The 24,048-nt window shown below is 35.7% G+C and carries 26 protein-coding genes and 1 other RNA gene; 9 read left to right on the top strand and 18 right to left on the bottom strand.

The genetic code is table 11. The features are described from left to right. The first annotated feature begins 8 nt into the window (after nt 1-8). The 7 genes from DKK79_RS10100 (at nt 9) to DKK79_RS10070 (ending at nt 6,550) form a co-directional block, all read left to right on the top strand. The gene (locus tag DKK79_RS10100; protein ID WP_034882677.1) at nt 9-623 is read left to right on the top strand and encodes a hypothetical protein; all 615 of its coding nucleotides are present in this window, start codon (nt 9-11) and stop codon (nt 621-623) included. Nucleotides 624-912: 289 nt separating this feature from the next. After that, nucleotides 913-3,009: a BglG family transcription antiterminator gene (locus tag DKK79_RS10095; protein WP_110423951.1), complete on the top strand. Its 2,097-nt coding sequence runs from the start codon at nt 913-915 to the stop codon at nt 3,007-3,009. A gap of 21 nt (nt 3,010-3,030) precedes the next feature. Next, nucleotides 3,031-3,333, top strand: coding sequence for a PTS sugar transporter subunit IIB (locus DKK79_RS10090; protein WP_034882681.1), 303 nt, complete (start codon nt 3,031-3,033; stop codon nt 3,331-3,333). 20 nt (nt 3,334-3,353) lie between these two features. Continuing rightward, nucleotides 3,354-4,643: a PTS sugar transporter subunit IIC gene (locus tag DKK79_RS10085; RefSeq protein WP_034882683.1), complete on the top strand. Its 1,290-nt coding sequence runs from the start codon at nt 3,354-3,356 to the stop codon at nt 4,641-4,643. Between the two features lie 13 nt (nt 4,644-4,656). Then, nucleotides 4,657-5,058, top strand: a complete 402-nt coding sequence (locus tag DKK79_RS10080; RefSeq protein WP_110423950.1) for a tetratricopeptide repeat protein — start codon at nt 4,657-4,659, stop codon at nt 5,056-5,058. Nucleotides 5,059-5,069: 11 nt separating this feature from the next. Next, nucleotides 5,070-5,927: a class II fructose-bisphosphate aldolase gene (locus DKK79_RS10075; RefSeq protein ID WP_110423949.1), complete on the top strand. Its 858-nt coding sequence runs from the start codon at nt 5,070-5,072 to the stop codon at nt 5,925-5,927. A gap of 11 nt (nt 5,928-5,938) precedes the next feature. Continuing rightward, entirely contained in the window at nt 5,939-6,550 is a 612-nt protein-coding gene (locus DKK79_RS10070; RefSeq protein ID WP_110423948.1) for a zeta toxin family protein, read from the top strand. Between the two features lie 28 nt (nt 6,551-6,578). Here DKK79_RS10070 and DKK79_RS10065 read toward each other — a convergent pair whose 3' ends face one another. The 13 genes from DKK79_RS10065 to DKK79_RS10005 form a co-directional block, all read right to left on the bottom strand. Then, nucleotides 6,579-7,118 carry a 5-formyltetrahydrofolate cyclo-ligase gene (locus tag DKK79_RS10065; protein WP_110423947.1) on the bottom strand — a complete coding sequence of 180 codons (540 nt, stop codon included), beginning with the start codon at nt 7,116-7,118 and terminating at the stop codon, nt 6,579-6,581. Between the two features lie 28 nt (nt 7,119-7,146). Next, a non-coding RNA gene (gene ssrS / locus DKK79_RS10060) (6S RNA) lies at nt 7,147-7,329 on the bottom strand. Nucleotides 7,330-7,385: 56 nt separating this feature from the next. Further along, a complete protein-coding gene (gene zapA / locus DKK79_RS10055) occupies nt 7,386-7,679 on the bottom strand; it encodes a cell division protein ZapA (protein WP_034882691.1) in 294 nt (97 codons plus the stop codon). Between the two features lie 7 nt (nt 7,680-7,686). After that, a complete protein-coding gene (gene dxs, locus DKK79_RS10050) occupies nt 7,687-9,552 on the bottom strand; it encodes a 1-deoxy-D-xylulose-5-phosphate synthase (RefSeq protein ID WP_375537975.1) in 1,866 nt (621 codons plus the stop codon). A 12-nt stretch (nt 9,553-9,564) separates the two neighbouring features. After that, the gene (gene ispA, locus DKK79_RS10045) at nt 9,565-10,467 is read right to left on the bottom strand and encodes a (2E,6E)-farnesyl diphosphate synthase (protein WP_110423945.1); all 903 of its coding nucleotides are present in this window, start codon (nt 10,465-10,467) and stop codon (nt 9,565-9,567) included. After that, complete coding sequence (gene xseB / locus DKK79_RS10040; protein WP_034882697.1) at nt 10,427-10,672, bottom strand: exodeoxyribonuclease VII small subunit; 246 nt, start codon at nt 10,670-10,672, stop codon at nt 10,427-10,429. The genes ispA and xseB overlap by 41 nt, the downstream gene beginning before the upstream one ends. A 128-nt stretch (nt 10,673-10,800) precedes the next feature. Beyond that, the gene (rmuC, locus tag DKK79_RS10035; protein WP_375537981.1) at nt 10,801-12,111 is read right to left on the bottom strand and encodes a DNA recombination protein RmuC; all 1,311 of its coding nucleotides are present in this window, start codon (nt 12,109-12,111) and stop codon (nt 10,801-10,803) included. Between the two features lie 77 nt (nt 12,112-12,188). Continuing rightward, nucleotides 12,189-13,163 (bottom strand): elongation factor P--(R)-beta-lysine ligase, encoded by a 975-nt coding sequence (gene epmA, locus DKK79_RS10030; RefSeq protein ID WP_220019176.1) that lies wholly within the window; start codon nt 13,161-13,163, stop codon nt 12,189-12,191. A 62-nt stretch (nt 13,164-13,225) separates the two neighbouring features. Next, a complete protein-coding gene (gene mdoH / locus DKK79_RS10025) occupies nt 13,226-15,586 on the bottom strand; it encodes a glucans biosynthesis glucosyltransferase MdoH (protein ID WP_181415292.1) in 2,361 nt (786 codons plus the stop codon). A gap of 20 nt (nt 15,587-15,606) precedes the next feature. Then, nucleotides 15,607-17,163 (bottom strand): glucan biosynthesis protein G, encoded by a 1,557-nt coding sequence (locus DKK79_RS10020; protein WP_110423941.1) that lies wholly within the window; start codon nt 17,161-17,163, stop codon nt 15,607-15,609. 24 nt (nt 17,164-17,187) lie between these two features. Then, nucleotides 17,188-17,844: a hypothetical protein gene (locus tag DKK79_RS10015; protein WP_034882702.1), complete on the bottom strand. Its 657-nt coding sequence runs from the start codon at nt 17,842-17,844 to the stop codon at nt 17,188-17,190. A gap of 170 nt (nt 17,845-18,014) precedes the next feature. After that, a complete protein-coding gene (locus DKK79_RS10010; protein WP_258363446.1) occupies nt 18,015-18,254 on the bottom strand; it encodes a YecH family metal-binding protein in 240 nt (79 codons plus the stop codon). 182 nt (nt 18,255-18,436) lie between these two features. Beyond that, complete coding sequence (locus DKK79_RS10005) at nt 18,437-20,380, bottom strand: exoribonuclease II (RefSeq protein WP_110423939.1); 1,944 nt, start codon at nt 20,378-20,380, stop codon at nt 18,437-18,439. Nucleotides 20,381-20,502: 122 nt separating this feature from the next. Here DKK79_RS10005 and DKK79_RS10000 point away from each other — a divergent pair, with 122 nt between their 5' ends. After that, nucleotides 20,503-21,252, top strand: a complete 750-nt coding sequence (locus DKK79_RS10000) for an alpha/beta fold hydrolase (protein WP_110423938.1) — start codon at nt 20,503-20,505, stop codon at nt 21,250-21,252. A gap of 46 nt (nt 21,253-21,298) precedes the next feature. Here DKK79_RS10000 and DKK79_RS09995 read toward each other — a convergent pair whose 3' ends face one another. Next, complete coding sequence (locus DKK79_RS09995) at nt 21,299-21,790, bottom strand: HAD family hydrolase (RefSeq protein ID WP_375537980.1); 492 nt, start codon at nt 21,788-21,790, stop codon at nt 21,299-21,301. A 6-nt stretch (nt 21,791-21,796) separates the two neighbouring features. Between DKK79_RS09995 and DKK79_RS09990 the strand changes: the two genes are divergently transcribed. Then, nucleotides 21,797-22,132: a hypothetical protein gene (locus DKK79_RS09990; protein WP_110423937.1), complete on the top strand. Its 336-nt coding sequence runs from the start codon at nt 21,797-21,799 to the stop codon at nt 22,130-22,132. Here DKK79_RS09990 and DKK79_RS09985 read toward each other — a convergent pair. Genes DKK79_RS09985 through DKK79_RS09970 form a run of 4 tightly spaced genes read right to left on the bottom strand, consistent with a single transcriptional unit; the run spans nt 22,104 to nt 23,889 of the window. Further along, complete coding sequence (locus DKK79_RS09985) at nt 22,104-22,430, bottom strand: type IV pilus modification PilV family protein (RefSeq protein WP_146212026.1); 327 nt, start codon at nt 22,428-22,430, stop codon at nt 22,104-22,106. The two genes, DKK79_RS09990 and DKK79_RS09985, sit on opposite strands and share 29 nt — an antisense overlap. 4 nt (nt 22,431-22,434) lie before the next feature. Beyond that, a complete protein-coding gene (locus DKK79_RS09980) occupies nt 22,435-22,872 on the bottom strand; it encodes a DUF2509 family protein (RefSeq protein WP_110423935.1) in 438 nt (145 codons plus the stop codon). After that, nucleotides 22,856-23,419, bottom strand: coding sequence for a prepilin peptidase-dependent protein (locus tag DKK79_RS09975; RefSeq protein ID WP_110423934.1), 564 nt, complete (start codon nt 23,417-23,419; stop codon nt 22,856-22,858). The genes DKK79_RS09980 and DKK79_RS09975 overlap by 17 nt, the downstream gene beginning before the upstream one ends. Next, on the bottom strand, nt 23,413-23,889 hold the full coding sequence (locus tag DKK79_RS09970) for a prepilin-type N-terminal cleavage/methylation domain-containing protein (protein WP_110423933.1): 477 nt from the start codon (nt 23,887-23,889) through the stop codon (nt 23,413-23,415). Before DKK79_RS09970 ends, DKK79_RS09975 begins: the two co-directional genes overlap by 7 nt. Nucleotides 23,890-24,048 lie beyond the last annotated feature (159 nt).

The raw sequence follows: 24,048 nt of genomic DNA, 5'->3' as shown, positions 1-24,048 counted from the left end.
GTTATAACATGTTAGGATTATTCAAGAAACTTTTATCAGGGAAGAAAGAACAAAGTGCGCCAACGCTTTCAGAGCGAGATTTGAATGGGCGTAATCATGTCGGTTATCCAACTATGCAATTATCTCGTGAAATTGATAATTTAGTTAAAATAAAATACGCGCCAATTAAACGGATCGTTAAAGTGTACAAAGATACGCTATTTTTTAAATGGGGTCCGAGTGTTATCAATAATACGTTATCGGATGAACAGTTGGCTAACTTGTCAGGTCGCAACGTTCAAATGGTCTATTTATTATTATTCCGCGACATGTTAAGGCATATTTCAGGCTTAGCTAAGTTAAAGCATTTTGCCGAAGACTGGCCAGAACAATTTGCCCAAGAGCTATTAGATAATTGCAACATGCTTAGCGACAATGATGATGCCGATATTGCTAAAAAAGAAGCATTATTCGCCAACACCAAGCTATTTGATGTTGATAATCCGATCGATTCCAAACACCCAGAAAACACCGAAATTCCAGATTGGACGGCGCCTTTGGCAGAGTTGATTATGTTAAAACCGGAGATGATCTATCATTGCCACCGTCCTTTGATGGCGGCGATTTTGAAAAAGAAAAAATGATCTAGCCAATCATTTATTCAATTTTATTTTGTGGCAAATGCATAATTTTTAATTCGTTTGCCATACATTTGTTTTACTTTTGCCTTACGTTGGCATAATAATTCGCTAATTATTAATACATCCTCTCGTTTGGTAAATCACCTCATTTTTTATAAATAACACGATATCTCACTTTTAAATACCTAATCCATAATTAATTTTTGCAATGATTATTTGCAAAAATACCAACTAGGTATGTCACTATCACTCACTTATACTAAATTTATGAAGTAAATAGGTGAATGGTTTTATGCGAACAAGAACAATTGCAGTATTTAAAAAATTCATATCTATTGATTATCCATTAACTATTGAGACATTGTCGGAAGAGTTTCAGATAAGTACTCGTACAATGCGAAATGAGATACGAGAAATAAATGATTTTTTATACAAAAGAGCATTACCACTTATTTCCTCAATCCGTAATAAAGGTTTTATTATCAAGGGTAGCCGTGAACAAAAGCAGTTAGTTAGGCTTGCCTTACAAGAATTACCCATTTCCCCCATTTTAAGCAAAGAAGAACGTCAATTTGATCTATTGTTAGCTATTGCTTTTTCAGTTAGGCCTACCATTTTGAGCCAAAAAGAAAGTAGCTATTATGTTTCTAAAAGTGTGTTAGACGAAGATATTCGTAAACTTAAATTACGTTTAAAAAAATATGATATTGAGTTGGTGAGTCAACCTAAATTAGGAATGCAATTAGTTGGTTTAGAACGTTCTATTCGTTTAATGATGTATGAAGTGATTAATCAATATGCAGGTAATCTCAATTATGAACGGCCATTAAAAGAGTTAAGTTTAATTCAACAGCTATTATTTAATTACATTCCACAAGTGTTGATTAATAAGTTATTTGAACTAGCTGAAGAAACAATGAGCCAAGTTCATGATGAAATTTATAAACAACAAATTGTTATTTTTACTGCAATTTGGGTTATTCGTAATCAACAAAATCACCATCTCACTAAGATTCGAGCTGATTTTATTCATAATGATTCCGGCAGTATTAGTCAATTTATTCGGTTGGTTTGTCAGCACGCGGCTTTACAAGTTAGTCGTCAAGAACAGCAATATATCATTTATATGTTGGAGACCTTTAATACTAAGGATATCAATAATTCTATCGATTGGTTAAATGCGCAATTATTGGCGATTAAATTGGTCAATTATATTGAGGAAAAGACACAAATTCCATTTTCTGTTAAACAAGAACAGTTATACGAAAATTTATGTAAGCATTTAGCCGGGTTAATTGCGCGGGTAAGCAATAACATCCATATCATTAATCCGTTATTGGATAATATTAAACAGAATTATGGTGTTATCTATTCCGCTATTGCACAATTTATCCAAAATCTTGAGACCACTTTGAGAAATAAGGTGTCTGAAGATGAAATTGCTTTTTTAACCATTCATTTTTCTGCTTTCGCCAGTGAGATCAACCAAGAACGAAGTTACTATTTTAAAGCGGTGGTCATTTGTGATCATGGTATTGCGACCTCTAATCTTTTAGCTCAATCACTCAAAGAATTTTTCAATATCGAGATTTTGGCTATTTTGGCTCGTAATGAGCAACATTTATTGAAGCAACTTGATTTCGATTTGATTTTTTCGACTTTTCCATTATCACATTATGAACATCCTGTTTTGGTGTTAGAACCAATATTAAAAGAAAAAAATCACCCTATCATTACAGATTTTTTAGCTAAAAACCGTGATCACCAACGTATGGTTAATCACTGCACTGATGCCACTGATCTTTTTTATGCTTTAGTTAATTTAATTGAAGAGAGTGGCGGAGTGGTGTCTGCACCAATTTATAACCAATTGGAGAAGTGTTTAGCTATTAATAATCTTAAAATCAATAAAAGGAAAATCCAACCTATGTTGAAAGATATTCTTACCGATGATGACATTATATTGCAACAAACTTGCTCTAATTGGCAGCAAGCTATCACTTTTGTTGCTCAACCGCTTTTGCAGAAAAACTATATTTCAAAAAATTATGTCGATGCCATGATTAGCTCGCTTGAACAATATGGTCCGTATATCGTTATCGGCAAAAATTTGGCTTTAGCGCATGCTCGGCCTGAAGATGGTGTTAATCAATTAGGACTTAGTGTCATGACCATGCGTGATCCTGTCGATTTTGGAAATCAGAATATGGGGCCAGTTAAGATTATATTTTGTTTGGCGGCTATCGATTCCTTTTCTCACCTAAATATTATGCGCAGTTTGATCGAACTGATTAATGATGAAAGTAAGCTTGATCGCTTATTAATGTGTAATTGTGTCTCGCAATTTAAAGCGATTTTATTTAATGAACCAACCCCTGCTTTAACGTAATAAGCCATAGGAGGATCCTCGATGAGTCAGTTATCTATTTTATTTGTTTGTGGTGCCGGTCTTGGTAGTAGTTTTGCTGCCCAGATGGCAACTGAAGATGTACTAAAAGCTAAAGGTATTGATGCCAAATTAGATCATACGGATATTTCTTCTGCCGCGTCGATGAATGTCGATATTATTATTACCGCAGAAAATTTTCGTTCGCAATTTGCCAAATTTAATATTAGTGACCACACCTCGATTGTATACCTAAAAAATATCGTTTCGAAGTCGGAAATTGATGAAAAATTAAGTCCGGTCTTACAAGAGAAAGGATTGCTTTAATAAGCAAAAAGGAGAGCATTATGAACGTAATTAACTTCATTATTGATAATATTCTAACTCAAGCATCTATCACAATTAGTTTAATTGCTATGTTTGGTCTTATTCTGCAAAAAAAATCGGTAGGACAAACGATATCTGGAACGTTAAAAACTTTACTCGGTTTTCAGGTGCTCAATGCCGGTTCAAGTATTATTGTTGGTAGTTTGAGTTATTTTGGCCAAATTTTTACTGCTGGCTTTGAGATGCAAGGCATTATTCCTTCCATTGAGGCAATCAATGGTCAAGCTATGAATCAATTAGGTTTGGGTAGAGATATTGCCTTAACCTTTTTAATGATATTTATTTTTAATATTTTAATTGCACGTTTTACGCGTTTTAAATATATCTTTTTAACCGGCCAGGCTATTCTTTGGATGGCAACCATGACAACCGTGTTCGGTAGTTTCGCTGGTCTTTCAGGTGTGAGCTTGATTTTAGTCGGTGGTGTTATTGGTGCACTTTTTGCTGTCTTTATGCCAGCGATTGCACAACCTATTATTCGTAAAGTTACTGGTTCGAATGATATCGCACTTGGGCATTTTTGTACTATAGGTTATTTGTTCGAGGCGGGTGTTGCTTATGTTGTAGGTGAGAAAGGGGAAAATAAACGCTCAATCGAAGATATAAAATTACCAAAATCGTTTGAGTTTTTACAAGATACCTATTTATCAGTTATGGTGGTAATGCTTCCTTTATATATTATCACCGTGCTTTTTGCGGGTGAAGAATACGCTTCGACACTATCTGGCGGTCAAAACTATATCATTTATGCATTTACTCAAGCAATCATATTTGTAGTTGGTATTTATGTGTTGTTAGCCGGAGTTAGGTTATTACTGGGTGAAATCGTGCCAGCTTTTAGAGGGATCGCCATGAAGATTGTTCCTAATGCAATACCTGCACTTGATTGTCCGGTGTTTTTTCCCTATAGCCCAAATGCCGTTATTCTTGGTTTTATTACTACCACCATTGGTACGGTAATTGCGATGTTAACTTTACCTTTCTTTGGCCTAGCGATGATTCTTCCTGGCATGCTAACTAACTTTTTTGCTGGTGGTACCGCTGGGATCTTTGGTAATGCCGTAGGTGGACGTCGTGGCGCTTTAATTGGTGGGATTGCCCATGGGATATTTATCACTTTATTACCCGCGCTGTTAGTCACTATCTTTAATCAAATGGGATTCGTTAATGCCACAGCGACAGATGTGGATACCGTTACGGTGGCCTTGCTTTATGCTTGGATTTTGAGCCCATTATTGAAGAATTTTTAATTAAGAGGTGATCATGTTTAATTTTTTTAAAAAGAATAAACCACCTGTTCAAGTAGAACCATCAACTCCAAGAGAGCTTGCAGCTGATGAGATTGCACAAATTGAACATCAGATTAATGAACTCAAACAACAAATTACCCATACCGATGATGTTCAATTGTTGGCCAGTTGTAATGAACAGATAGGAATACTGTATAACCAGTTAAAGCGTGTTGATTTGGCTATGGAGTATTTAGAAACCAGCATGCAACAAAAGAGATCAATTGGTGAAGGATATAAAATCCTAATGAGTTTGTATAACCATAAACGTGCAGAGGCAGCAAAATCAGGATCTATTGCCGATATCGACTTTTGGATGAATAAAATGGATGAAATGCGCAATATTGCCAAATTAGCTACAATTCAACGAAATTAAAGGAAAAAGTTATGTACACTACACTTAAAGCGGTAACTGAATTAGCGACTAAACTTAATTTTACTGTTGGCGCATTTAACACGCATAATTTAGAAATGTTACCGGATATGCTTCGGGCCGCAAAAGAGGTTGGCGCACCGATTATTATCCAGACAAGTGTTGATACCGCTCGTTATATTGGTTTTAAAGTCTTGGTCAATACCATAAAAGCCATCGCTGATGAAGAAATTGTCGATGCGGTTTTGCACCTTGATCATGCTAAAAATTTTGATGATATCAAACAGGCGATTGATAGTGGATTTACCTCGGTTATGTTTGATGGTTCATCTTTACCGTTTAAAGAAAATATATTAAAAACTCGATCTGTGGTCGAATATGCTCATGCTCGAGGTGTGTCGGTAGAAGGTGAGCTTGGCACTATAGGTGGCACCGAGGAAGGTATTCACGTTGGAGTTAACGATAAAGTTTACACTAAGCCTAGTGATGCTTTGGCCTTTGTACAGGCCACGGGGATTGATGCTTTAGCGGTAGCAATCGGGACTAATCACGGTCAGTTTAAATCGAAAACAGAAGTCAACATTCCATTACTTAAAGAGATTCATGCAATGGTTGATATTCCATTAGTTATTCATGGTGGTACTGGAGTGAAGGAGGAAGATTATCCTGAGCTGATTAATAATGGTATTCGTAAATTCAATGTCGGTACTGAGTTGTTAGTTAATTGGACACAAGTTGCTAAATATCAGTTTGCTCAAACTGAAGTTAATAAATCGCTAAGGCATAATGTGATTCCAGCTAATCAAGCAGTTAAAGATATTGTCAAACATAAAATGAGTTTGTTTCTTAATGTTAATCATCGTATTAACTAAGGTAATCTTATATGCCAAAATATTTGATCTTACTTGCTGGTTGTCCTTGTACCGGAAAAACTTATTTGATTCATCTATTGCAGCAACAATTCTCCAACAGTTTGCTGTTGACGCCCGATGAAGCAAAGGAGTTGTATGCTGACTCCGTGGGTTTTAATTCACTTGCTGAGAAAAATGCCTTAGAACAAAAAGTTTGGCATTTCTATTATGGGGTGTTGCAGTGGTATATGGATGCTGGCAAGAAGATCATTATTTCGGAATATCCATTTAGCGATAAGCAAAAAAATCATTTAAATGATTTTGCCAATCGCTACCATTATCAGGTAATAACCATTCGCTTGGTGGCTAATTTTGATATTCTTTGGCAACGCCGATATAAGCGCGATCGCTCTTTAGAACGTCATTTATCGCATATTATGACGCACTATCATTATGGTGACGAATTAGCTGATCGTAATCTTGCCGATGATTTGATAACAAAAGAAAAGTTTTATCAAATTTGCCATGATAGACAATATGATAAATTTGCATTAGGGGCATTGTTTGAAGTGAATGTAGATGATTTTAGCAAAGTAAATTATGCTGATTTATTGAATAAATTGAAGAAGATTATTACTAAATGAAATATAGAGGACGAATTACTTTTTGCCATTAAGCATAAATAATTTCAGGTAACTTAATGTCCCAAGGTTGATTATCGAGTTTTGCGACTTTTTGGCAAGCAAAAGCCAATCCAATCGGTAAGATTTGCTGTTTTTGATAATTGGCTAATGCTCGGTCATAATAGCCACCACCCATACCCATGCGATAACCGCGCTCGTCAAAAGCCACCAGTGGTGTAAAGACAATATCAAGTTGTTCTATCGTTATGCTATTGGTTTCATCGACTGCCGGCTCTAAAATGCCGAATTTATTTTTTATCAATGGAGTCTTCGGCGAGTAATTTAAAAAGAGTAATTGATGGTCAGCAACAGGTACCGGTAAATAGACCGATTTGTTTTGTTGCCATAGATATTCAATAATCGGTTTAGTATCGATTTCACCATCAAATGATAAAAAAATCGCAATATGTTGCGCTTGGTTTACTACTGGGTGTTTTTTGATTTTTTGATAGATAATGGTTTGCGCGTTATTGCGTTGTGCCAGTGATAATTCACGTCTTTTTTGACGGATTGATTGCCGAATATTCATGGTTTTTCTTTTGAAAGAAAGCGGGATGAAAGACTCCAAGATGTCGTTAGGGTCGTAACCCTTGAACCCGAAGTTCAAGGTGAACAGCATGTTTTAATTTTTAGGTTTCCTAAATCAATTAGGCATACACACCAATTAAAAATCATACCATTCTAAATTAAAGATTATCGGCTCAGGGGACTAACCCATATCGCGAACATCTCAGAGGTGTTTACTATAATACAAAATTTTAAAAATCATACAATAGCATTTGTTGATTATTTACATTTAATCAGACGAACTGTTTATATTTAAAGCAGAATCGAGTAACTGTTGTAGCATCTTTAATCTATTTGCAAATTCGTTGCTTTTTTCTTGTTCTTTGGTTAGTTCGTAAGACAAATTTAGTGCAGCTGTCATGATAAGTTGATCGCTACCAATTTGAGGTGATCTTTCTCGTAATTTTATTAAGCGTGCATCTAAATCTTTTGCCGCATTTGTAAGTGCGTCAACTTCCTCGACTGGGCAATTAAACTTTAACGTTCGCCCAAAAATCTGAACAGTGACAGCTTGATTTTCCATATTTAACCTATAGTTTTCTAAATTTGTTAATTTTGTCAATTATATGTTTAGCGTTTAACCCGAGTTCGTCGCGCATCTCTTGTTGCGAGCCTTGAGGGATAAAAACGTCAGGCAATCCGATATTTAAAATATCACATTTTATTTTTTTCGATAACAAAAATTCATTGACGGCGCTTCCTGCTCCACCTTTGATACTGTTTTCTTCGATGGTGACAAGTATATTATGGCTTTGGCTAATGTGCAAAAGGACTTTTTCGTCAAGCGGTTTAACAAAACGCATATCTATCACTGTAGCATTTATTTGTTCGGCCACTTGTAAAACTTCTGGTAATAATGTGCCAAAATTGAGTAAAGCAATACTTTCACCTGTACGGCAAAGTTTGGCTTGTCCCAGAGGTATAGCTGTTAATGGCGCTAAGTGTGCACCATTACCTTCCCCACGAGGATATCGTACTGCTGCTGGTCCATTGTGCAAATAACCGGTATAGAGCATTTGTCGGCATTCGTTTTCGTCACTTGGTGTCATGATGACCAAGTTTGGGATACAGCGTAAGAAGCTTAAATCGAATGCGCCTTGGTGGGTTTCGCCGTCTGCCCCGACAATGCCTGCACGGTCGATAGCAAATAAAACAGGTAAGTTTTGGATAGCAATATCATGGATCACTTGATCATATGCCCGTTGCAAGAAAGTCGAATAGATGGCAACTACTGGCTTTAATCCACTAATGGCAAAGCCAGCGGCTAACGTCACGGCATGTTGCTCGGCTATGGCGACATCAAAGAATTGTTTAGGGAAACGTTTAGCAAATGCGGTCATGCCAGAACCTTCGCTCATAGCAGGAGTGACTGCCATTAAACGGTTGTCGTGCTCAGCTGTTTCACAAAGCCAATCACCAAATATTTTGGAATAGGTTGGGGCAATTTTATTTGACTTAGGTAATATCCCTTCATTTGGATTAAATTTTGGTACACCATGCCATAAGGTTGGATTTTGTTCGGCTGGAGCATAACCTTTACCTTTTTGGGTGATAACATGCAGTAATTGTGGCCCCTTTAGTTGTCTAACTTTTTTTAGGGTGGTAACCAATGTTTCAACATCATGTCCATCAACTGGACCAATATAGTTAAAGCCTAATTCTTCAAATAAAATAGCAGGGGTAACCAGACCTTTGAGATGCTCTTCGGTTTTTTTGAATAACTCTTTTAAAGGCGGTATATTCGAAAGCACTTTTTTACCGCTTTCTCGAAGTGAGGTGTAGGCTTTACTTGATAATATTTGTGCTAAATGCTGATTAAGGGCACCGGTGTTTTCCGAAATTGACATATCGTTATCATTAACGATAACCAGCATGTCAGGTTTAATGTGCCCAGCATGGTTCATTGCCTCAAAGGCCATGCCAGCGGTTAATGCACCATCCCCAATAATGGCGGCAATTTTTTGACCTGATTGATTTTTTTGTTCAGCAATAGCTATACCCAGTGCGGCACTGATCGATGTTGAAGAGTGCCCAGTAGTTAAGACGTCATACTCGCTTTCATTGCGGTGAGGAAAAGGGTGTAGTCCCCCTTTTTGGCGAATAGTTAGCATCTGATCGCGTCGACCAGTTAAAATTTTATGTGGGTAAGCTTGGTGACCTACGTCCCAAATAATTTTGTCAAATGGTGTTTGATAGACGTAATGTAACGCCACTGTTAATTCGACCACACCAAGTCCCGATGCTAAATGGCCGCTAGATTGACTAACACAGTCTAATAAAAATTGTCGTAATTCCTGACTAATTGCTGACAATTGTGACAGCGGATAGCGACGAAGATCCGCTGGTGAATTGATTTGCTTTAATAGAGGAAATTTGTCTAAATTCATTTTTACCATCTAGTTATTAAGTTAACTATTTCGATTAATTATAAAACCAGCAAGGTCTTTTAATGGTTGGTTATTATAAGGTATTTGCGTTAGGCTATCGATAGCTTGTTGATATAACTTCTGAGTCATTTCGATTGCGTTTTGTAATCCAACCAACGCTGGGTAAGTACTTTTTTCTAGCGCCATATCGGAGCCTTGCGGTTTACCCATCAATTCTTGTTCACCAATGACATCTAAGATGTCATCTTGTATCTGAAATGCTAGTCCAATCGCCTGGGCATAGTTGTCTAAGTTTTGGTAATAAGGTTTAGCTTCCTCTCCACAGGCATAAGCACCGAGTCGAACTGCCGCTTGAATTAAGGCACCAGTTTTATGGTTGTGAATATTTTGTAAATGCTCTAAAGTAACTTTTTGCTGTTCTGCTTGTAAGTCAAGTGATTGTCCCAAACACATACCGGCAATACCACTGGCACTTGCCAGTTCAGTAATCATTTTGATTTTACTTTGGTTATCGATATGTTGGTTTTCGGATAATAAGCTAAACGCTAATGATTGTAAGGCATCCCCAGCGAGGATAGCCTCTGCTTGACCAAATTGTATGTGGCAAGTTGGTTTTCCTCGTCTTAGATTATCATTATCCATTGCTGGTAAATCATCATGAATTAATGAATAGGTGTGCATTGATTCAATAGCCGCGGCTACTGAATCAAGTTTCGTTAAAGGACAATTGAACATTTGTCCGGTTAAATAAACCAGTATAGGGCGTATTCGTTTGCCGCCAGCAAGCAGGCTGTAACTCATAGCTTGTTGCAAATTAGATGGCGAAAACTGTGATATATACGTTGCTAAATAGTTATCAATACGTTCTTGTAATGGTTTTAGGCTATTCATTGTTATCAATGGCAAACTCAGATAATTGTGCATCACTATTTTCAGATAATAAAATTTGGATACGTTGTTCAGCTTCATTAAGCTGTTTTTGACCAGAACGGGCTAATTTTATACCTTTTTCGAACTCATTTAATGCTTCATCTAATGGTAAATCGCCATTTTCAAGTTGAGTGACAATTGCTTCAAGTTGTTTGATAGTTTCTTCAAAACTGGTTTCTTTATCTTGTTTTTTTGTCATATCGTACTCCTTCTTGTATTAAATGAGTATACACGTATTTTTTAAGCTGGTGAATCAAGCTGTTTAAACTATATATAAACTATATTTAAACTAAATGATTAATTTAATTAACCCCTCTTGTTCGCCAATTAATGGTTAATTTGTTGAATTTTGGTAGAAGAATGGTTTTCTCCTGTTTCACTTTCAAGTTCATCAACAGAAAGTTGTGCTATATCAGGATTAATTGGTTTTTTAACTTCAATCCCTAATTCTCTAAAGCGTTCTATTTGACCAATAACGTTACCCCGTCCCTTAGCGAGTTTATTCATTGAGTTTTGATAAGTCTGTTGGGCTTTATCCAAACAGTTACCCAGATTTTCCATATCTTCGATAAAACCGCGAACTTTGTCATATAATTTACTGGCTCTATCAGCAATAAGTTCAGCATTCCGATTTTGGTATTCAAAACGCCATAAATTATGAATGGTTCGTAAGGCAACCAATAGTGTAGTTGGGCTAACAATCATTATATTGTTTTTTAATGCATCATTAATCAAAGATGGATCTTGATCGATGGCGGATAAAAACGCTGGTTCGACAGGAATAAACATTAAAACGTAATCTAATGATTGAATACCATTTAGTTTATGGTAATCTTTTTGGCTAAGCTGTTTTAAGTGATTACGTACGGCAATTAGATGGTCTGAAATGGCTCTGCTTTTGGTCTCTTCATCATCACTATTAAAATAACGTTCATAAGCCACTAAGGTAACTTTGGAGTCAATGACCACATCCCCACCTTGTGGTAAATGTACAATGACATCGGGTTGCAAACGGCGATTATCCTCATTAGTCAGATTAACTTGAGTGTGATATTCATAACCTTGACGTAATCCGGAATTATCTAAAATTTGACTAAGAATAAACTCTCCCCAATTGCCTTGGGTTTTGTTATTGCCTTTTAAGGCATTGGTTAAGTTGTTGGCCTCTTTTGTCATTAGCTCATTGAGCTGTTGTAAGTTTCGAATTTCATGGGTTAGGGTATGTCGCTCTTTGGCTTCTTGTCCAAAACTGTCTTGAACTTGCCTTTTAAAACCTTCTAATTGTTGTTTAAGTGGCGAGAGTAAAAATTCCAAACTTTGTTTATTTTGTTGTTCAATTCTTTTGCCACTGTGTTCAAAAATTCGATTAGCTAAATTTTCAAACTGTGTGGTTAATCGCTGCTCACTTTGTTCTAAAACTGTCTGTTTTTCGTGAGCGGCATTAATGATCTCTTCTAAGCGAGTTTTTAATTCACTAATTTTGATATTTTGAGCAACATTTTGCTGTTGGTATTGATTTAACTCTTGTTTTAATTGCGTGATTTCGATTATTAAATTTTGATTTTCTTGTTTTTTTTGATTAAGCTGTACATCAAATAAGGCCTGTATATTACTCGTTTTAAATTGCGCTTTTAGCATAGCGATAAATAAAATGCCGGCGATTATGGCGATCATTATCGCTAGCCATTCACTTAAGCCTAAACTTCCTAGCATTATTAAGCCCTTTCAAAAGTGAATGAAATCACATCATCTAAATTCATGGCATCAAGTGCCAACATAATTAAACGGTCTAGACCAACGGCAACGCCAGCACAATCTGGTAAACCCGCTTCCATTGCCGCGATTAATTCAATATCAATGTTTTGTGGCGGTAAATTTTGATTAGCCCGATCGATATTATTTTGTTCGAAACGCATTTTTTGTTCTTGTGGATTGGTTAGTTCTTTAAAGCCATTAGCTAGTTCAACGCCTTTATAGTAGAATTCAAAACGACTTGCCACACGGTGATCTTCAGGACTGATTGCCGCTAAAGCTGCTTGTGAGGCAGGGAAGTTATAAACCGCAATCGGTTTTTCTTGACCAATATGTGGTTCGACACCAAAACTAAATAGACACTGTAATAAGGTATCGCGATCATAATCGTCGCTATTAAGTTCGATATTCAGTTGTTTGATCGCTTCAACTAAGGTGGCATGATCAGCTTCTAATGGGTCGATATTAAGGTGACGTTGAAATGCTTTTTGGTAAGAGATACGTTCTGCCGGTTCACAATCTAGAACGCTTTGTAATAAATCATCGACTTCGTTGATCATTTGCATCATATCAAATTGAATACGATACCATTCAAGCATAGTAAATTCTGGGTTATGGTAGCGGCTCACTTCTTCATGATTACGAAAACATTTACAGATCTGGTAAATAGGACCACTACCAGCCGCTAATAAACGCTTCATATGATATTCTGGGCTGGTGATTAATGACATTTTTTGCCCTTGTTGCTCATCGGTTTCACCTGGTTTTAAAAAGAAGGTATGAAATGAACTAAGATGGACATCTGTTACTGCATATTGGCTTAAAGTTGGCGTTTCGACTTCTAATATACAGCGATCTGCGAAAAATTGTCTTACTTTAGATACAATTTTAGCGCGCTTAAGTAAATTATTAATAGATGCAGTAGGTTGCCAAGTCATAAAAATATCCATGGAATTCGATTAATTTCTAAAGGAAGAAATAGGGCATCTAGCCCTATTTCTTATTGTCGGCATTCATTTTGCCATAATGTGAACAGTTTGTCGTATTTTTCTTGCTGACGCCAGATATGGCGATGAAGGGCAGCAAGAATAAATGGATCTTCTAAAATCGCTAATTGTTGTTCTTTATTAATTTTTTCTAGATCGACTTGTTGATAATGGTCAATAAGTTGGTTGCGCAACTGTTGATTTTTTGAGTTACTCAGATGACGAGAAGTCGATAATGCACAGGCTAATGCATTATAAATAGGATCGACAAGTGCCATAATAAAACCATGTTCAACAAAAGCGGCTTCGGTTCTAACTAAATAATCACCGGTTAGTTTTACCGCTCGTGATGGATGGGTTTCCTCAGGTGTTAAAAATAGCCCCGCTTTTTTAGCTTGCATACCAATACTTGATAAGCCAGAAACACGAATCACTAATGGAGAAATGATTAATGGGATTAATATTGCTATATACCAATAGGTAAATTGTGGATTTAACCAAATAATCACACATAACCAGATAATTCCTAATATTGTTAATGGCCAACAGAAGTAGAATGATTCACCCCAAGTTAAGGCGTCATCATTTCTTGCTGGGGACTTCCATTGAATTTTGCTACCAAGCCAGGCTTTAATCACAAATTTACTGTGAAAAATCATGCGGATTGGGGCAAGAATCATCGACCATACCATTTCGATCAGTATCGATAAGGTTAATTTGAATATACCCCCTACGTCTTTAGCACCTGTTCGAGCGATTATAATACCGTAACTAAACAGTTTGGGTGCAAAGAGTAATACCATTGTGGTAGAAAGCAGTTGAATAGCTAATTGTTCGTCCCACCTTGGCCAGGTTGGATAAAATTGATTGGGTTGGAAGAAGTATTGCGGTTCAGAAATATTGAACACCAATAATAGCAGTGTAGAGAAAAACAAGAAGATTAACCACAATAATGATGAAATATAGGCCATTCCGCTGGTAAAAAACATCACTCTATGGGTTAAAGTAATCCCGCTTTTGAAAATCAATCGAAGATTAATCAAATTTCCCATACACCAGCGATTATCTCGTTTGAGATCTTCTATCATGTTACCCGGTAGTTCTTCGTAACTGCCATGCATATCGTAGGCAATCCATACCCCATAACCAGCACGGCGCATTAAGGTTGCTTCGACAAGATCGTGCGATAAGATATGCAGAGCTCCTTTACGCTTTTGCAGTGGCGATAAAATACAGTGTTCGATAAATGGTTTTAAACGAATCATAGCATTATGACCCCAATATTGGGCTTCACTTAATTGCCAGAAGTGTGTGCCTGAGCAAAAAATATCACTGTAAACTTGATTGGCAAATTGTTGAATACGGCCGTATAAAGTTGTCATTCTGACCGATTTCGGTGGCGACTGTAAGATCCCCGCTGTTGGATTCATCTCCATCATGGCAATCATTTTTAGGATACAATCACCGGTCATAATACTATCAGCATCAAGAATCATCATATATTCATATTGATGTCCCCAACGACGGCAAAAGTCATCAATATTACCGCTTTTACGTTTTACGCGACGTTTACGATGACGGTAAAAGATATTACAACCGTTGTCAGCTTTTTTGGCGTTAAATTCTGCCCATGCTTTTAATTCATTGACATAAAGATCGGGATCGTTAGTGTCACTAAGAATAAAAAAATCACAGTATTGTGCATTGCCTGTTTCAACCAGTGATTCATAAGTTGCTTCAAGACCAGCAAATACACGAGAAACATCTTCATTACAAATAGGCATGACTAATGCAGTACGGTGTTTAGTATCGATATGCTTAACCGGATCGTTAGGGATGGCAATAGTGAAGCGATCCTTTTTAATCACCGCTAAAATCAGCCCCATAACACTGGTCCAGAAACCGATAGAAATCCAACTAAAGAGAATAGCAAATAAGGCAATTATAAAGCCTTGTATAATGTAAGGAATAATACTGTAAATGGCGAGTTCGGGGTTGATATCCCAATTTGCCATGAAATTAATTTTTTCCCAACTTTGATAAGGTAATAATGTTGCTAAGTAAGTTGTGCCATAATAAGTTTGTACGGCAATAAGTACAAACATAATTAAACGACGAATAGTTGCGATGATATTTAGACCAGGTTTAAATCTTGCCTTATAACGTTCATTCCATATTTGTGGTTGGATAGAAACACGTTCAACTTTTGGGTAAGTTGGTTGTTGTCGTCTTTCATCATCAAAATGATCTGTTTTGCCAACTTGATTGAGTCGATATTTTAGAAATTCAATATCATCCGTTGGCAAGTTATTGTTTTCAGATTGCTGACGCCAATTTTCGGCGTCAGATAGATTCTCAAAATAATCTTTTTTCATATTATATGTTGATATTGTCATTATTGAGCAGGAAATTGCCCGCTCCAAGTTTCGGACAAAATCTCACCGGTTAATGATGCTAATTGAATACGAATGTCAGTCGTTTTTTTATTATCTTCAGCATTGAAGCGCACAATAACTCGCCAACCTTGGGTTACAGAATTGTATTGTAGATCACAACTGACAATTGAACCGTTGGTAATACTAGAAATGACTTTAACCGGTTTTTTATCCGATAAATTTGGGCCGACAAAATCAATTACATAAGCATTAGAGCCATCAAGTTTACGAATCAAGTTTGCTTGTTTGATGTCCCCTAACGATAAACGAGTACTTTCTGCTAAAGCAACATTTTTTGGATAGCGTTGTTTTTCGTTTAATGAATAGTGTAATCGATATTTGAAATCAAGCGTATCACCGGCTTTGTATTGTTTTTCTGGAACCCAGAATGCAACAATATTGTCATTGGTTTCGTCCGCAGTAGGGATCTCAACGAGTTCAACCCGACCTTTGTGCCAATTATTTAATATTTCCACCCAAACGCTAGGGCGTTGTTCGTAGTGATCATCAAGATCTTGATAATCATCAAAACCTTTGTCACGCTGAATTAAGCCAAAAGCTTTAGGGTTATCTAAGCTATAGGATGAGAAAGATAAGCGCTTAGGATTATTTAATGGTCGCCAAATCCACTCGTTATTAGCTACAATCGAAAGTCCATTTGAATCATGCATTGCTGGACGATAGTTTAAAATTGGCGAGGGTTGATTAGGACCAAATAAGAACATACTAGTTAATGGTGCAACGCCGACTTTTTTGACTGAATCACGAAAGAATACTTTTCCTTCAACAGTAACCGTGGTATCAATACTCGGAACCAAAGTAATTTTATAAGCACCTGTTACACTTTTAGAATCAAGTAAGGCATAAATCACTAAATGTTTTTGATTTGGCTCAGGTCGTTCAATCCAATACTCTTTAAAACGCGGAAACTCTTCGCCTGACATCTCTCCTGTATCAATTGCAAGTCCACGAGCTGAAAGACCATAGCGTTGATCTTTGCCAACTGCACGGAAGTAACTGCCACCTAATGCCGTAAATATTTCGTCATCGGTTTTCATGGGGTTATTAATTGGATAATGTACTTTAAATCCAGCGAAGCCAAGTTTTTTAGTATCTAAATTTTCTAAATGAATTTGACTTAAATCGAAGTAATCTGGATTATATTTAATTTCATTAACTTGATTATTGACAATCTCATTAATTTTAACTGGTACATCAAAATACATGCCTTCATGATAAAATTCAAGTTTGAAACGGCTTTTACGATCGTTCCAATACGCTTTATCATGTTTGAAGTAAATTTTTTGATAATCGGCAAATTGTAGTGACGATAATTCACTAGGCAAATTTTTAGATGGTTGGACGTAAGCTTTTTTTGATAGTTTTTCTGCTTTGGTCACCACATCATTGAAAGTAAAAGCCCATGAAGAAAAACTTAGGCAAGATAGAGTTGCGATGCAAATAATCTTGCAAGTTGATGTTTTACTAAATCGACTAATAGGAGATAAATTGTACATAAAAAGACTCACTTGAGTATGATATTATCTAAAAATTTTAAAGTAATTGATAATATTGTCTTTAGGGTTGCTTAAGCATTTTTCGATATAATCAGTCTTCATTTCTTGAAGAATTGTTGGATTTTCCTCAATTAAAAAATGAGAATAATTATCTTTTAGAACTTTAGTTTTTAAGTCTGTCAAATCTTGCGCTGACATTTTAAATAATGGTTGATAACGTTTGGTTATATTATCGGTATCCTCAGTATAGGTTGCGGCAACAAAATCCGCTGACCACTGACAGTAGTTGTTAATATTTCCATCAGTTGGAGTGATTTTTTCCAACTCTTGGTTATGTTCGGTTTTGTACTCATCAATTACTTTTTTAAGTTGAATGTCATATTTTAACTTATAGTATTGGTTGAGATAAAATTTTAACACGCAGGAAGATTGGTTACTATTATCTTTACAGTCCAAAATACCGTGTTTGATTAAATAGCTATCAAAGTGTTGGTCACCAACTAGCTGTAGTAATTGCTTTTTTGCATCAACAACAAAAGGATTATTTTGTTCCGTTTGCTGTTTTAAATTCGTTAACTGATCCATATCAGTTTTGCTATTAGTTGAAGACATATTGTTTTTTACACAGCCTGCAACAAGAATAGAAACAATGGCACATGTAAAGAAATTAGCTATTTTCATATATCAAATTCCATGAACTTATTCTTGAGTTGTAATTTCAGGATGAGCAACTTATCACTTTTTAAGTGACGTAACTTTGTGAAATTATATACTCTTATTCTTTTAAAAAACACTAGATGATGACATTCATTTTGTAAAAAAGCACTAAAGATTCCTTTTATTTATTGTCATTAATGCCGACATATTTTGCGAACGTCGACAGTAAATTGTGAATCATTGGTTAGTGCTGGTTTAAACTTTCCTTTAGCCTTTAAAAAGGCTATAAGTTGTTCGGCATTCATATCAGATTGAGAACAAGTATGAAATCGAGTTTCGGTACCAAATTTTTTATGGATAGCATCAAGTAAAGATAATTCGGTATAATCTTTTCCATCCATCATTGCTAACACTTCGTGACCATGAATAGACATCATTTTTCCTTTCCCAATAGTAGTTTAATCTGATTTTAATTTTTAGCGGTGCAAGATAACAGAAATCATTAATAAAAAAAAGAGGTTAAATGTTAAAAAAATCATTAAGACATGATACTTTACCCCTGATAATGATCAGAGGTAAAAAGGGTAGTTTTAAACTAATTAAATTGACTCAATAATTAGCTGTTTGCTTCACTCAATTTAACAATTACTGATTGATTTTCAGTTTTAACTTGATATATTGCGACAGTGATTGTATCTGCAAGTTTATAGGCAATTTCATCATTGATTTTAATTAGCCCATCTTCTGGATAGGCGCTTATTTCATCACGGACCTGGTGAATCATTGACAGTGGTAAAAAAGCAAATGCGCCAATATCAGTTAAGCGAACCCGCGCACCGCCACGATTAATATCAACAATTTCCGCTGCAAATGTCTGATCTTGCTTATCTAATAAATATTGACTGTAAAGGTTTTCAGCAATATCACGTTCAGCTAAGCGTAATTTTTTTCGTCTATCTGACATGCTTTTTAATTGCTCATTAGTTGGCGCCGTTATTGCTTGCCCTTTAAGTGATGCTTTGAGTAAACGATGGTTTATCATATCACCATATTTGCGAATAGGTGATGTCCAGGTTGCATAAGCTGTAAATCCTAAACCAAAGTGCGGTTCTGGGGTTAACGAAAAGTCAGCCGGAGTTAGGAATTTTCTTAACTTTGTAGATAGGAAGTCATTATCATCAATCAACCGACGTAATTTGACATATCCTGCAAATGTCATCAGTGATTCTTTGTCGAAATCAGTGATGCCATTATCGGCTAATATTTTTAAAATTTGTTCCATGTATTTGCTATCAAAACCTGAATGGGTATTAAACACCCCTGTGCCAACTTTTTCTTGCAAATACATGGTTAGGGCTAAATTGGCGATAATCATCACTTCTTCAACAATATTATTACCAATACCGCGCAATTCTTTAATGATGTTTTTTACTTGGCGATTATCATCTAGTACGAATCGATAATCATTATTGGCTTTAAATACTAACGCATTTTGTTGTCGCCAATTTATACGTGCTTTTGCCAGTTCTGATAGCAATTTAAGTTGTTTTTTTATCGTGGCGTCATCGATATTTAAATCACTTCGATCTTCTAAGAAATCCGAAACATTGTTGTAAGCAAGTTTAGCTTTCGATTCAATCCATGCAGGAGTGAAACTAATATCATCATTAGCAAATTGACCATTTTTATCAATGTTAATTTTACAAACCATGGCGGGTCGTTTTTCATTGGCTTTTAATGAACATAGATTGTTCGCCAACTGTGTTGATAACATAGGAATATTAAAGTCTGGTAGATAAGTGGTGAAGTTTCGAATTTTAGCGATATTATCGGCTTCACTATCTTGAGGAAGATACGCTGTAGGGTCGGCGATGGCGATCATTAGCTGATAGTTACCGATTTCATCTTGGGAAATGGCAATGGCATCATCCATATCTTCGGTATTTTCGTTATCAACTGTGAAAAATGGTGCATCAGTTAACTCTTGACGATTTTCTTGTTCAGACTCTGATATTGTAAAAGATCCTTCTTGAGGTGCTTTATCTTCTAAATCATAACGCGCCAAAGTTTTAAGCCATAATTGATAAATTGAATCAGAATTGGCGATAAATTTGGTTACTTCAGCAGAAAAATGATTTTTATCTTTTTCTAATGGATGTGATTGCAATGTAGCAACAACCCAATCTCCTTCTTTTAATTTTTGCGCAACTTGATGATTTACTTTACATCGTATGGCAAAATTTGTTGGCATATTTTCCGGGTAAATAACCATGGCGCGATCTAAAAAGCCGATTTTACCAATAAATTTTTGTAAACTACTTTCAATTAATATTTCAGGTTCAAAGGATTCTTTATCATTATTCGTGATGATGGTTCCGGATACTTTATCACCATTGCATAATAGCTTCATTTTTGCAACCGGAATAAAATAATTGGTTTTATTATCTACATCAAGGAAACCAAAACCTTTTTCATGTGCTCGAACGATACCTTCAACACGCGGTTTTTGTTCGTATAATTCTTTTTTAAGTTGGGCTAATAGTGGGTTATTTTGAAACATAGGTCTTAATATTAATTGAAAAATTTAGACTAAATTCTATCATAGTTATGCTTGTTGGGGTTATTGAATTGTTGATCAATGACTTTCTGTTAATCTAAATTACCATAAAAATAAGTGACATTATGAAATTACATTACAAAATACAAGGCGATAACCAAGCAATTTTGTTATTACATGGACTATTTGGCAGTTTAGATAATTTAAATATGTTAGCTAAAGATTTGTCGATTAATTATCAGACTATTCAGATTGATTTGCGTAATCATGGTCAATCACCATGGTCAAATATAATGAACTATCAAGCTATGGCTGAGGATGTTGCCGAGTTATGCGATGATCTACAATTAGCAAATATCATCTTGATTGGTCATTCGATGGGGGGCAAAGTTGCTTTGCAACTAAGCCAATTAATCCCGCAACAAATTGCTAAAATCTGTGCCATTGATATTGCGCCGATAAACTACACTCAAACGGAGAATATGCCTGTTATTAACGCGTTAACCCAATGTATTAATCAAGGATTAATCGATAAAAAACAGATTGCAGAAGTTATGCAACAACATGATTTAACTCCAGCAACAATTTTATTTTTGCTTAAATCATTCAAACATCAACATTGGTTATTCAATGCTAATGTCATTATCCAACAATATGACAATATTTGCGATTGGCACCCCATTTCACCTTGTGACATCCCTACTTTATTTATTCGTGGGGGAAATTCTAACTATATTAATGATAAGAATTATCCTGCCATTTTTAGTCAATTTCCTAATGCACAAATTGAAACAGTAGCAGGTGCTGGTCATAATGTTCATGCTGCAAAGACGCAAGAAGTATTACATCTTTTACATTCTTGGTTAATTGATTAATTTTGAATTGTATTTTTGTTGGTTAATCGATTTTTGATTGTGATCTTTATTTATTGATTAAAACGAGTTTATATTCATCATCCAACAATATAGCGTAATCTTCGTCACTTAACACTTTAACTTTCGAAAAATCAGCAATCGCAGTTTGCGCGCCATATTGGATAAGCCCAGTATCGCCTATTGCAACACAATAGGCGCCAGCTTTAACCGCCGATGTTATGCCACTTATTGAATCTTCAAATACCAACGTTTCAGATGGTGATAGCATAAGGCGTTTTGCGCCAAGTAGATAAGGGTCAGGAAATGGTTTACCACGAGCAACATCATTGCGTTCGACAATGACAGAAATACAATTTTGAATGTTAAGCATCGCCATTATTCTATCTATTTTTTCCCGCCAGCCACTGGTTATAATACCCACTCTAATATTAATAGCTGCTAATACTAATATTAGTTGTGAAACACCGGGTATTGAATCATAATCGGCGCTATTCTCAGCATGCATAATATAGGCTTGCACACGTTGCTGATCTTCCAGTGACAGATGTCCAATCCATTATTGCAGATCAATCCAAGTTTGGCCCCTTGTTTAGCTGAACAAACAACATTATTGCTAGAGGAGATGAATGCTACGCTAAAACCGGGCGGTTCTACTAATGATCTTCCTACACTTTTAGCTTTAATTGCCGCCAAAAATGGAATTACCTTTGTGCCAGCTAGTGTTCGTCATTTTTTACCTAAGGGGGTAAAACTCATTTCATTAGAATTAATGCAAACGGGATGGGATATTGCAGTGGCGTGGAATAAAAGAATTGAAAATAAACAGCGCGATTTATTTTTAGACATGAATATTAATCACATAAAAAACGTTGTTGTTTAATCGTTTTGTGATGAATAGGGGTGACGCTAACAAAAACCATCTGACAAGACGTACCATAAGGTTGGCTATAAACTTGATATTGCCAATTATTCGGTATGATTTGCGGTACAGTATGAGGATAACTATCAAGTAAAGCAAAGGCAATTTGCTCTGCTTTAAACTGTTTTTGGAAATAGTGGTGTTGATTAATAATTGCGGTTAAATAACCACTAAAGCCTAGCATAATGATGGCAAACAGCAAGCAAGACAACATAACTTCAATTAAACTAAAACCAGCGATATTTTTGCGCTTTATCATTCTATTATTCACAATCAGTCATCTTCTTTTCAGGACAATAATCTAACCAATGTCCCTTTTCAACAATAAGTTGGTTATCTTCAAAATGGGTTAACATATAAAGATAATAGTCATCAGCTTGGACGCGTACTAAGGTATAGTTATCCACTTTTAATCGTGATTTTTTAATACATGCTGTTAAATGATATTGCGAATCAGATAAGCATTGCCACTCTTCGGTCGGAACTTGCCAGGTCTGCTGGGTTGCCCAATTCAAACTTGAGCTTGCTTGATTAAACTGATGATAGTGTTGAATTTCAATCAAATAACTCTTTTTTAACGAATCAATTGTTGCCTGAAAACCAGTTAATAATAGTAGTCCGACAATAGTTAAGATGATTACCATCAAAAGTGTGCTAAAGCCAGCGTTAGGTGTTCCGGTCTGATTACAATGGATTTTCATTTTTGATAATGGTTACCGTTTGATATTTAATTTTATTGTTATTTTTCAATTCAGCACTAATAGTTACCTCAAAATGATTGCTCTGTTGTTTGACCGAAAATTGGGTTATTTTGATGTCGTTAGGATCGAATATTTTTTCCCAATTGCTTCCTTCACAATTAGCTGCACCTACCTTATATTCCAGATTATTTTTATAAAAACGATAGACGAAGATATCCGAGTTAGTCGGATTGAGACGATCATAAACCCAATCATTACGAATTTCGCTGTCATAGCGGAAAATGTAACAATTAGCGAAAGTATTAATTTCAATGGCTAGCTTCTTCATTTTTTCTGGTTGATTGGCGATAAATCCCGCACGTTTTAAATCTTTAGCGATACTAGCCACTCCTTGGTGAATATTTTTTTGGAGATGAATATTAAGATTTTGTTGAAGCAAAACGGATTGTAACTTACTGTAAAATGTCGAGGTGCCAATGAAAATGAGGCTAGAAATGCTAATACTTAACAACATTTCAAATAGCGAAAATCCATTTTGTTTCAACATTGTGGTAGTCCAGGCAAATAACTATTCTTCTTACAAAATCGAATTCGTCCACGATATGAAATGATAATTTGCGTGGTACCAATGGCGTTGTGTAATTCGATTGTACCTGTTTGTGCCATATTTTTCCTGCCCCAAAAGGAAATAGCTTTTTTATCAGTTAAATCACTTAATTCAACGGAATTGTTGGGCTTCATAAAATAGGCGGTACCTTCTTGGCAAGTGGCCGGTTTTTCGCCTTTACTGATACTCAAACACCAAGGTGTTAAAAAATAATAGACGTGAACGTTTTTGTTGGCATGGTAAGCTTTGGTTTGAACTTCTTCCAAAAAATAGGCTAATTGTTTAGTGGTGGTGAAGAGTTCATTACGCAGTTGTAAATCTTTCCAATGCTGTATACCGATTGAAGCTAAAATAGCGGCAATACAGATCACCAATAAAAGTTCTAGTAAAGAAAATCCACCGTTTTGCATTATTTTTTGTTATAAAATTTAAAGAGGCTTAAACTCTATCTTCAAATAAAACGGTGTGTTAAATTTTGCTCAGCTTTTGTGAAAGTTATTCCAAATAATTTAACGTTTTTGAGAAATTGCAATAATACGATAAACCTCTTAAAAATAACCGCATATTAT

Origin of the sequence: Gilliamella apicola (genome assembly GCF_003202915.1) — a bacterium.
Lineage (GTDB): Bacteria > Pseudomonadota > Gammaproteobacteria > Enterobacterales > Orbaceae > Gilliamella > Gilliamella apicola_Q.
The sequence above is the reverse complement of the archived record's forward strand: the minus strand, read 5'-3'. Positions and strand labels throughout refer to the sequence as shown.

Bases quoted from the DNA above. Each gene is read 5' to 3' on its own strand.
- DKK79_RS10100 (WP_034882677.1), top strand. From the start codon at position 9: ATGTTAGGATTATTCAAGAAACTTTTATCAGGGAAGAAAGAACAAAGT.
- DKK79_RS10095 (WP_110423951.1), top strand. From the start codon at position 913: ATGCGAACAAGAACAATTGCAGTATTTAAAAAATTCATATCTATTGAT.
- DKK79_RS10090 (WP_034882681.1), top strand. From the start codon at position 3,031: ATGAGTCAGTTATCTATTTTATTTGTTTGTGGTGCCGGTCTTGGTAGT.
- DKK79_RS10085 (WP_034882683.1), top strand. From the start codon at position 3,354: ATGAACGTAATTAACTTCATTATTGATAATATTCTAACTCAAGCATCT.
- DKK79_RS10080 (WP_110423950.1), top strand. From the start codon at position 4,657: ATGTTTAATTTTTTTAAAAAGAATAAACCACCTGTTCAAGTAGAACCA.
- DKK79_RS10075 (WP_110423949.1), top strand. From the start codon at position 5,070: ATGTACACTACACTTAAAGCGGTAACTGAATTAGCGACTAAACTTAAT.
- DKK79_RS10070 (WP_110423948.1), top strand. From the start codon at position 5,939: ATGCCAAAATATTTGATCTTACTTGCTGGTTGTCCTTGTACCGGAAAA.
- DKK79_RS10065 (WP_110423947.1), bottom strand. From the start codon at position 7,118: ATGAATATTCGGCAATCAATCCGTCAAAAAAGACGTGAATTATCACTG.
- zapA (WP_034882691.1), bottom strand. From the start codon at position 7,679: ATGGAAAATCAAGCTGTCACTGTTCAGATTTTTGGGCGAACGTTAAAG.
- dxs (WP_375537975.1), bottom strand. From the start codon at position 9,552: ATGGTAAAAATGAATTTAGACAAATTTCCTCTATTAAAGCAAATCAAT.
- ispA (WP_110423945.1), bottom strand. From the start codon at position 10,467: ATGCACAATTATCTGAGTTTGCCATTGATAACAATGAATAGCCTAAAA.
- xseB (WP_034882697.1), bottom strand. From the start codon at position 10,672: ATGACAAAAAAACAAGATAAAGAAACCAGTTTTGAAGAAACTATCAAA.
- rmuC (WP_375537981.1), bottom strand. From the start codon at position 12,111: ATGCTAAAAGCGCAATTTAAAACGAGTAATATACAGGCCTTATTTGAT.
- epmA (WP_220019176.1), bottom strand. From the start codon at position 13,163: ATGACTTGGCAACCTACTGCATCTATTAATAATTTACTTAAGCGCGCT.
- mdoH (WP_181415292.1), bottom strand. From the start codon at position 15,586: ATGAAAAAAGATTATTTTGAGAATCTATCTGACGCCGAAAATTGGCGT.
- DKK79_RS10020 (WP_110423941.1), bottom strand. From the start codon at position 17,163: ATGTACAATTTATCTCCTATTAGTCGATTTAGTAAAACATCAACTTGC.
- DKK79_RS10015 (WP_034882702.1), bottom strand. From the start codon at position 17,844: ATGAAAATAGCTAATTTCTTTACATGTGCCATTGTTTCTATTCTTGTT.
- DKK79_RS10010 (WP_258363446.1), bottom strand. From the start codon at position 18,254: ATGTCTATTCATGGTCACGAAGTGTTAGCAATGATGGATGGAAAAGAT.
- DKK79_RS10005 (WP_110423939.1), bottom strand. From the start codon at position 20,380: ATGTTTCAAAATAACCCACTATTAGCCCAACTTAAAAAAGAATTATAC.
- DKK79_RS10000 (WP_110423938.1), top strand. From the start codon at position 20,503: ATGAAATTACATTACAAAATACAAGGCGATAACCAAGCAATTTTGTTA.
- DKK79_RS09990 (WP_110423937.1), top strand. From the start codon at position 21,797: ATGTCCAATCCATTATTGCAGATCAATCCAAGTTTGGCCCCTTGTTTA.
- DKK79_RS09985 (WP_146212026.1), bottom strand. From the start codon at position 22,430: ATGATAAAGCGCAAAAATATCGCTGGTTTTAGTTTAATTGAAGTTATG.
- DKK79_RS09980 (WP_110423935.1), bottom strand. From the start codon at position 22,872: ATGAAAATCCATTGTAATCAGACCGGAACACCTAACGCTGGCTTTAGC.
- DKK79_RS09975 (WP_110423934.1), bottom strand. From the start codon at position 23,419: ATGTTGAAACAAAATGGATTTTCGCTATTTGAAATGTTGTTAAGTATT.
- DKK79_RS09970 (WP_110423933.1), bottom strand. From the start codon at position 23,889: ATGCAAAACGGTGGATTTTCTTTACTAGAACTTTTATTGGTGATCTGT.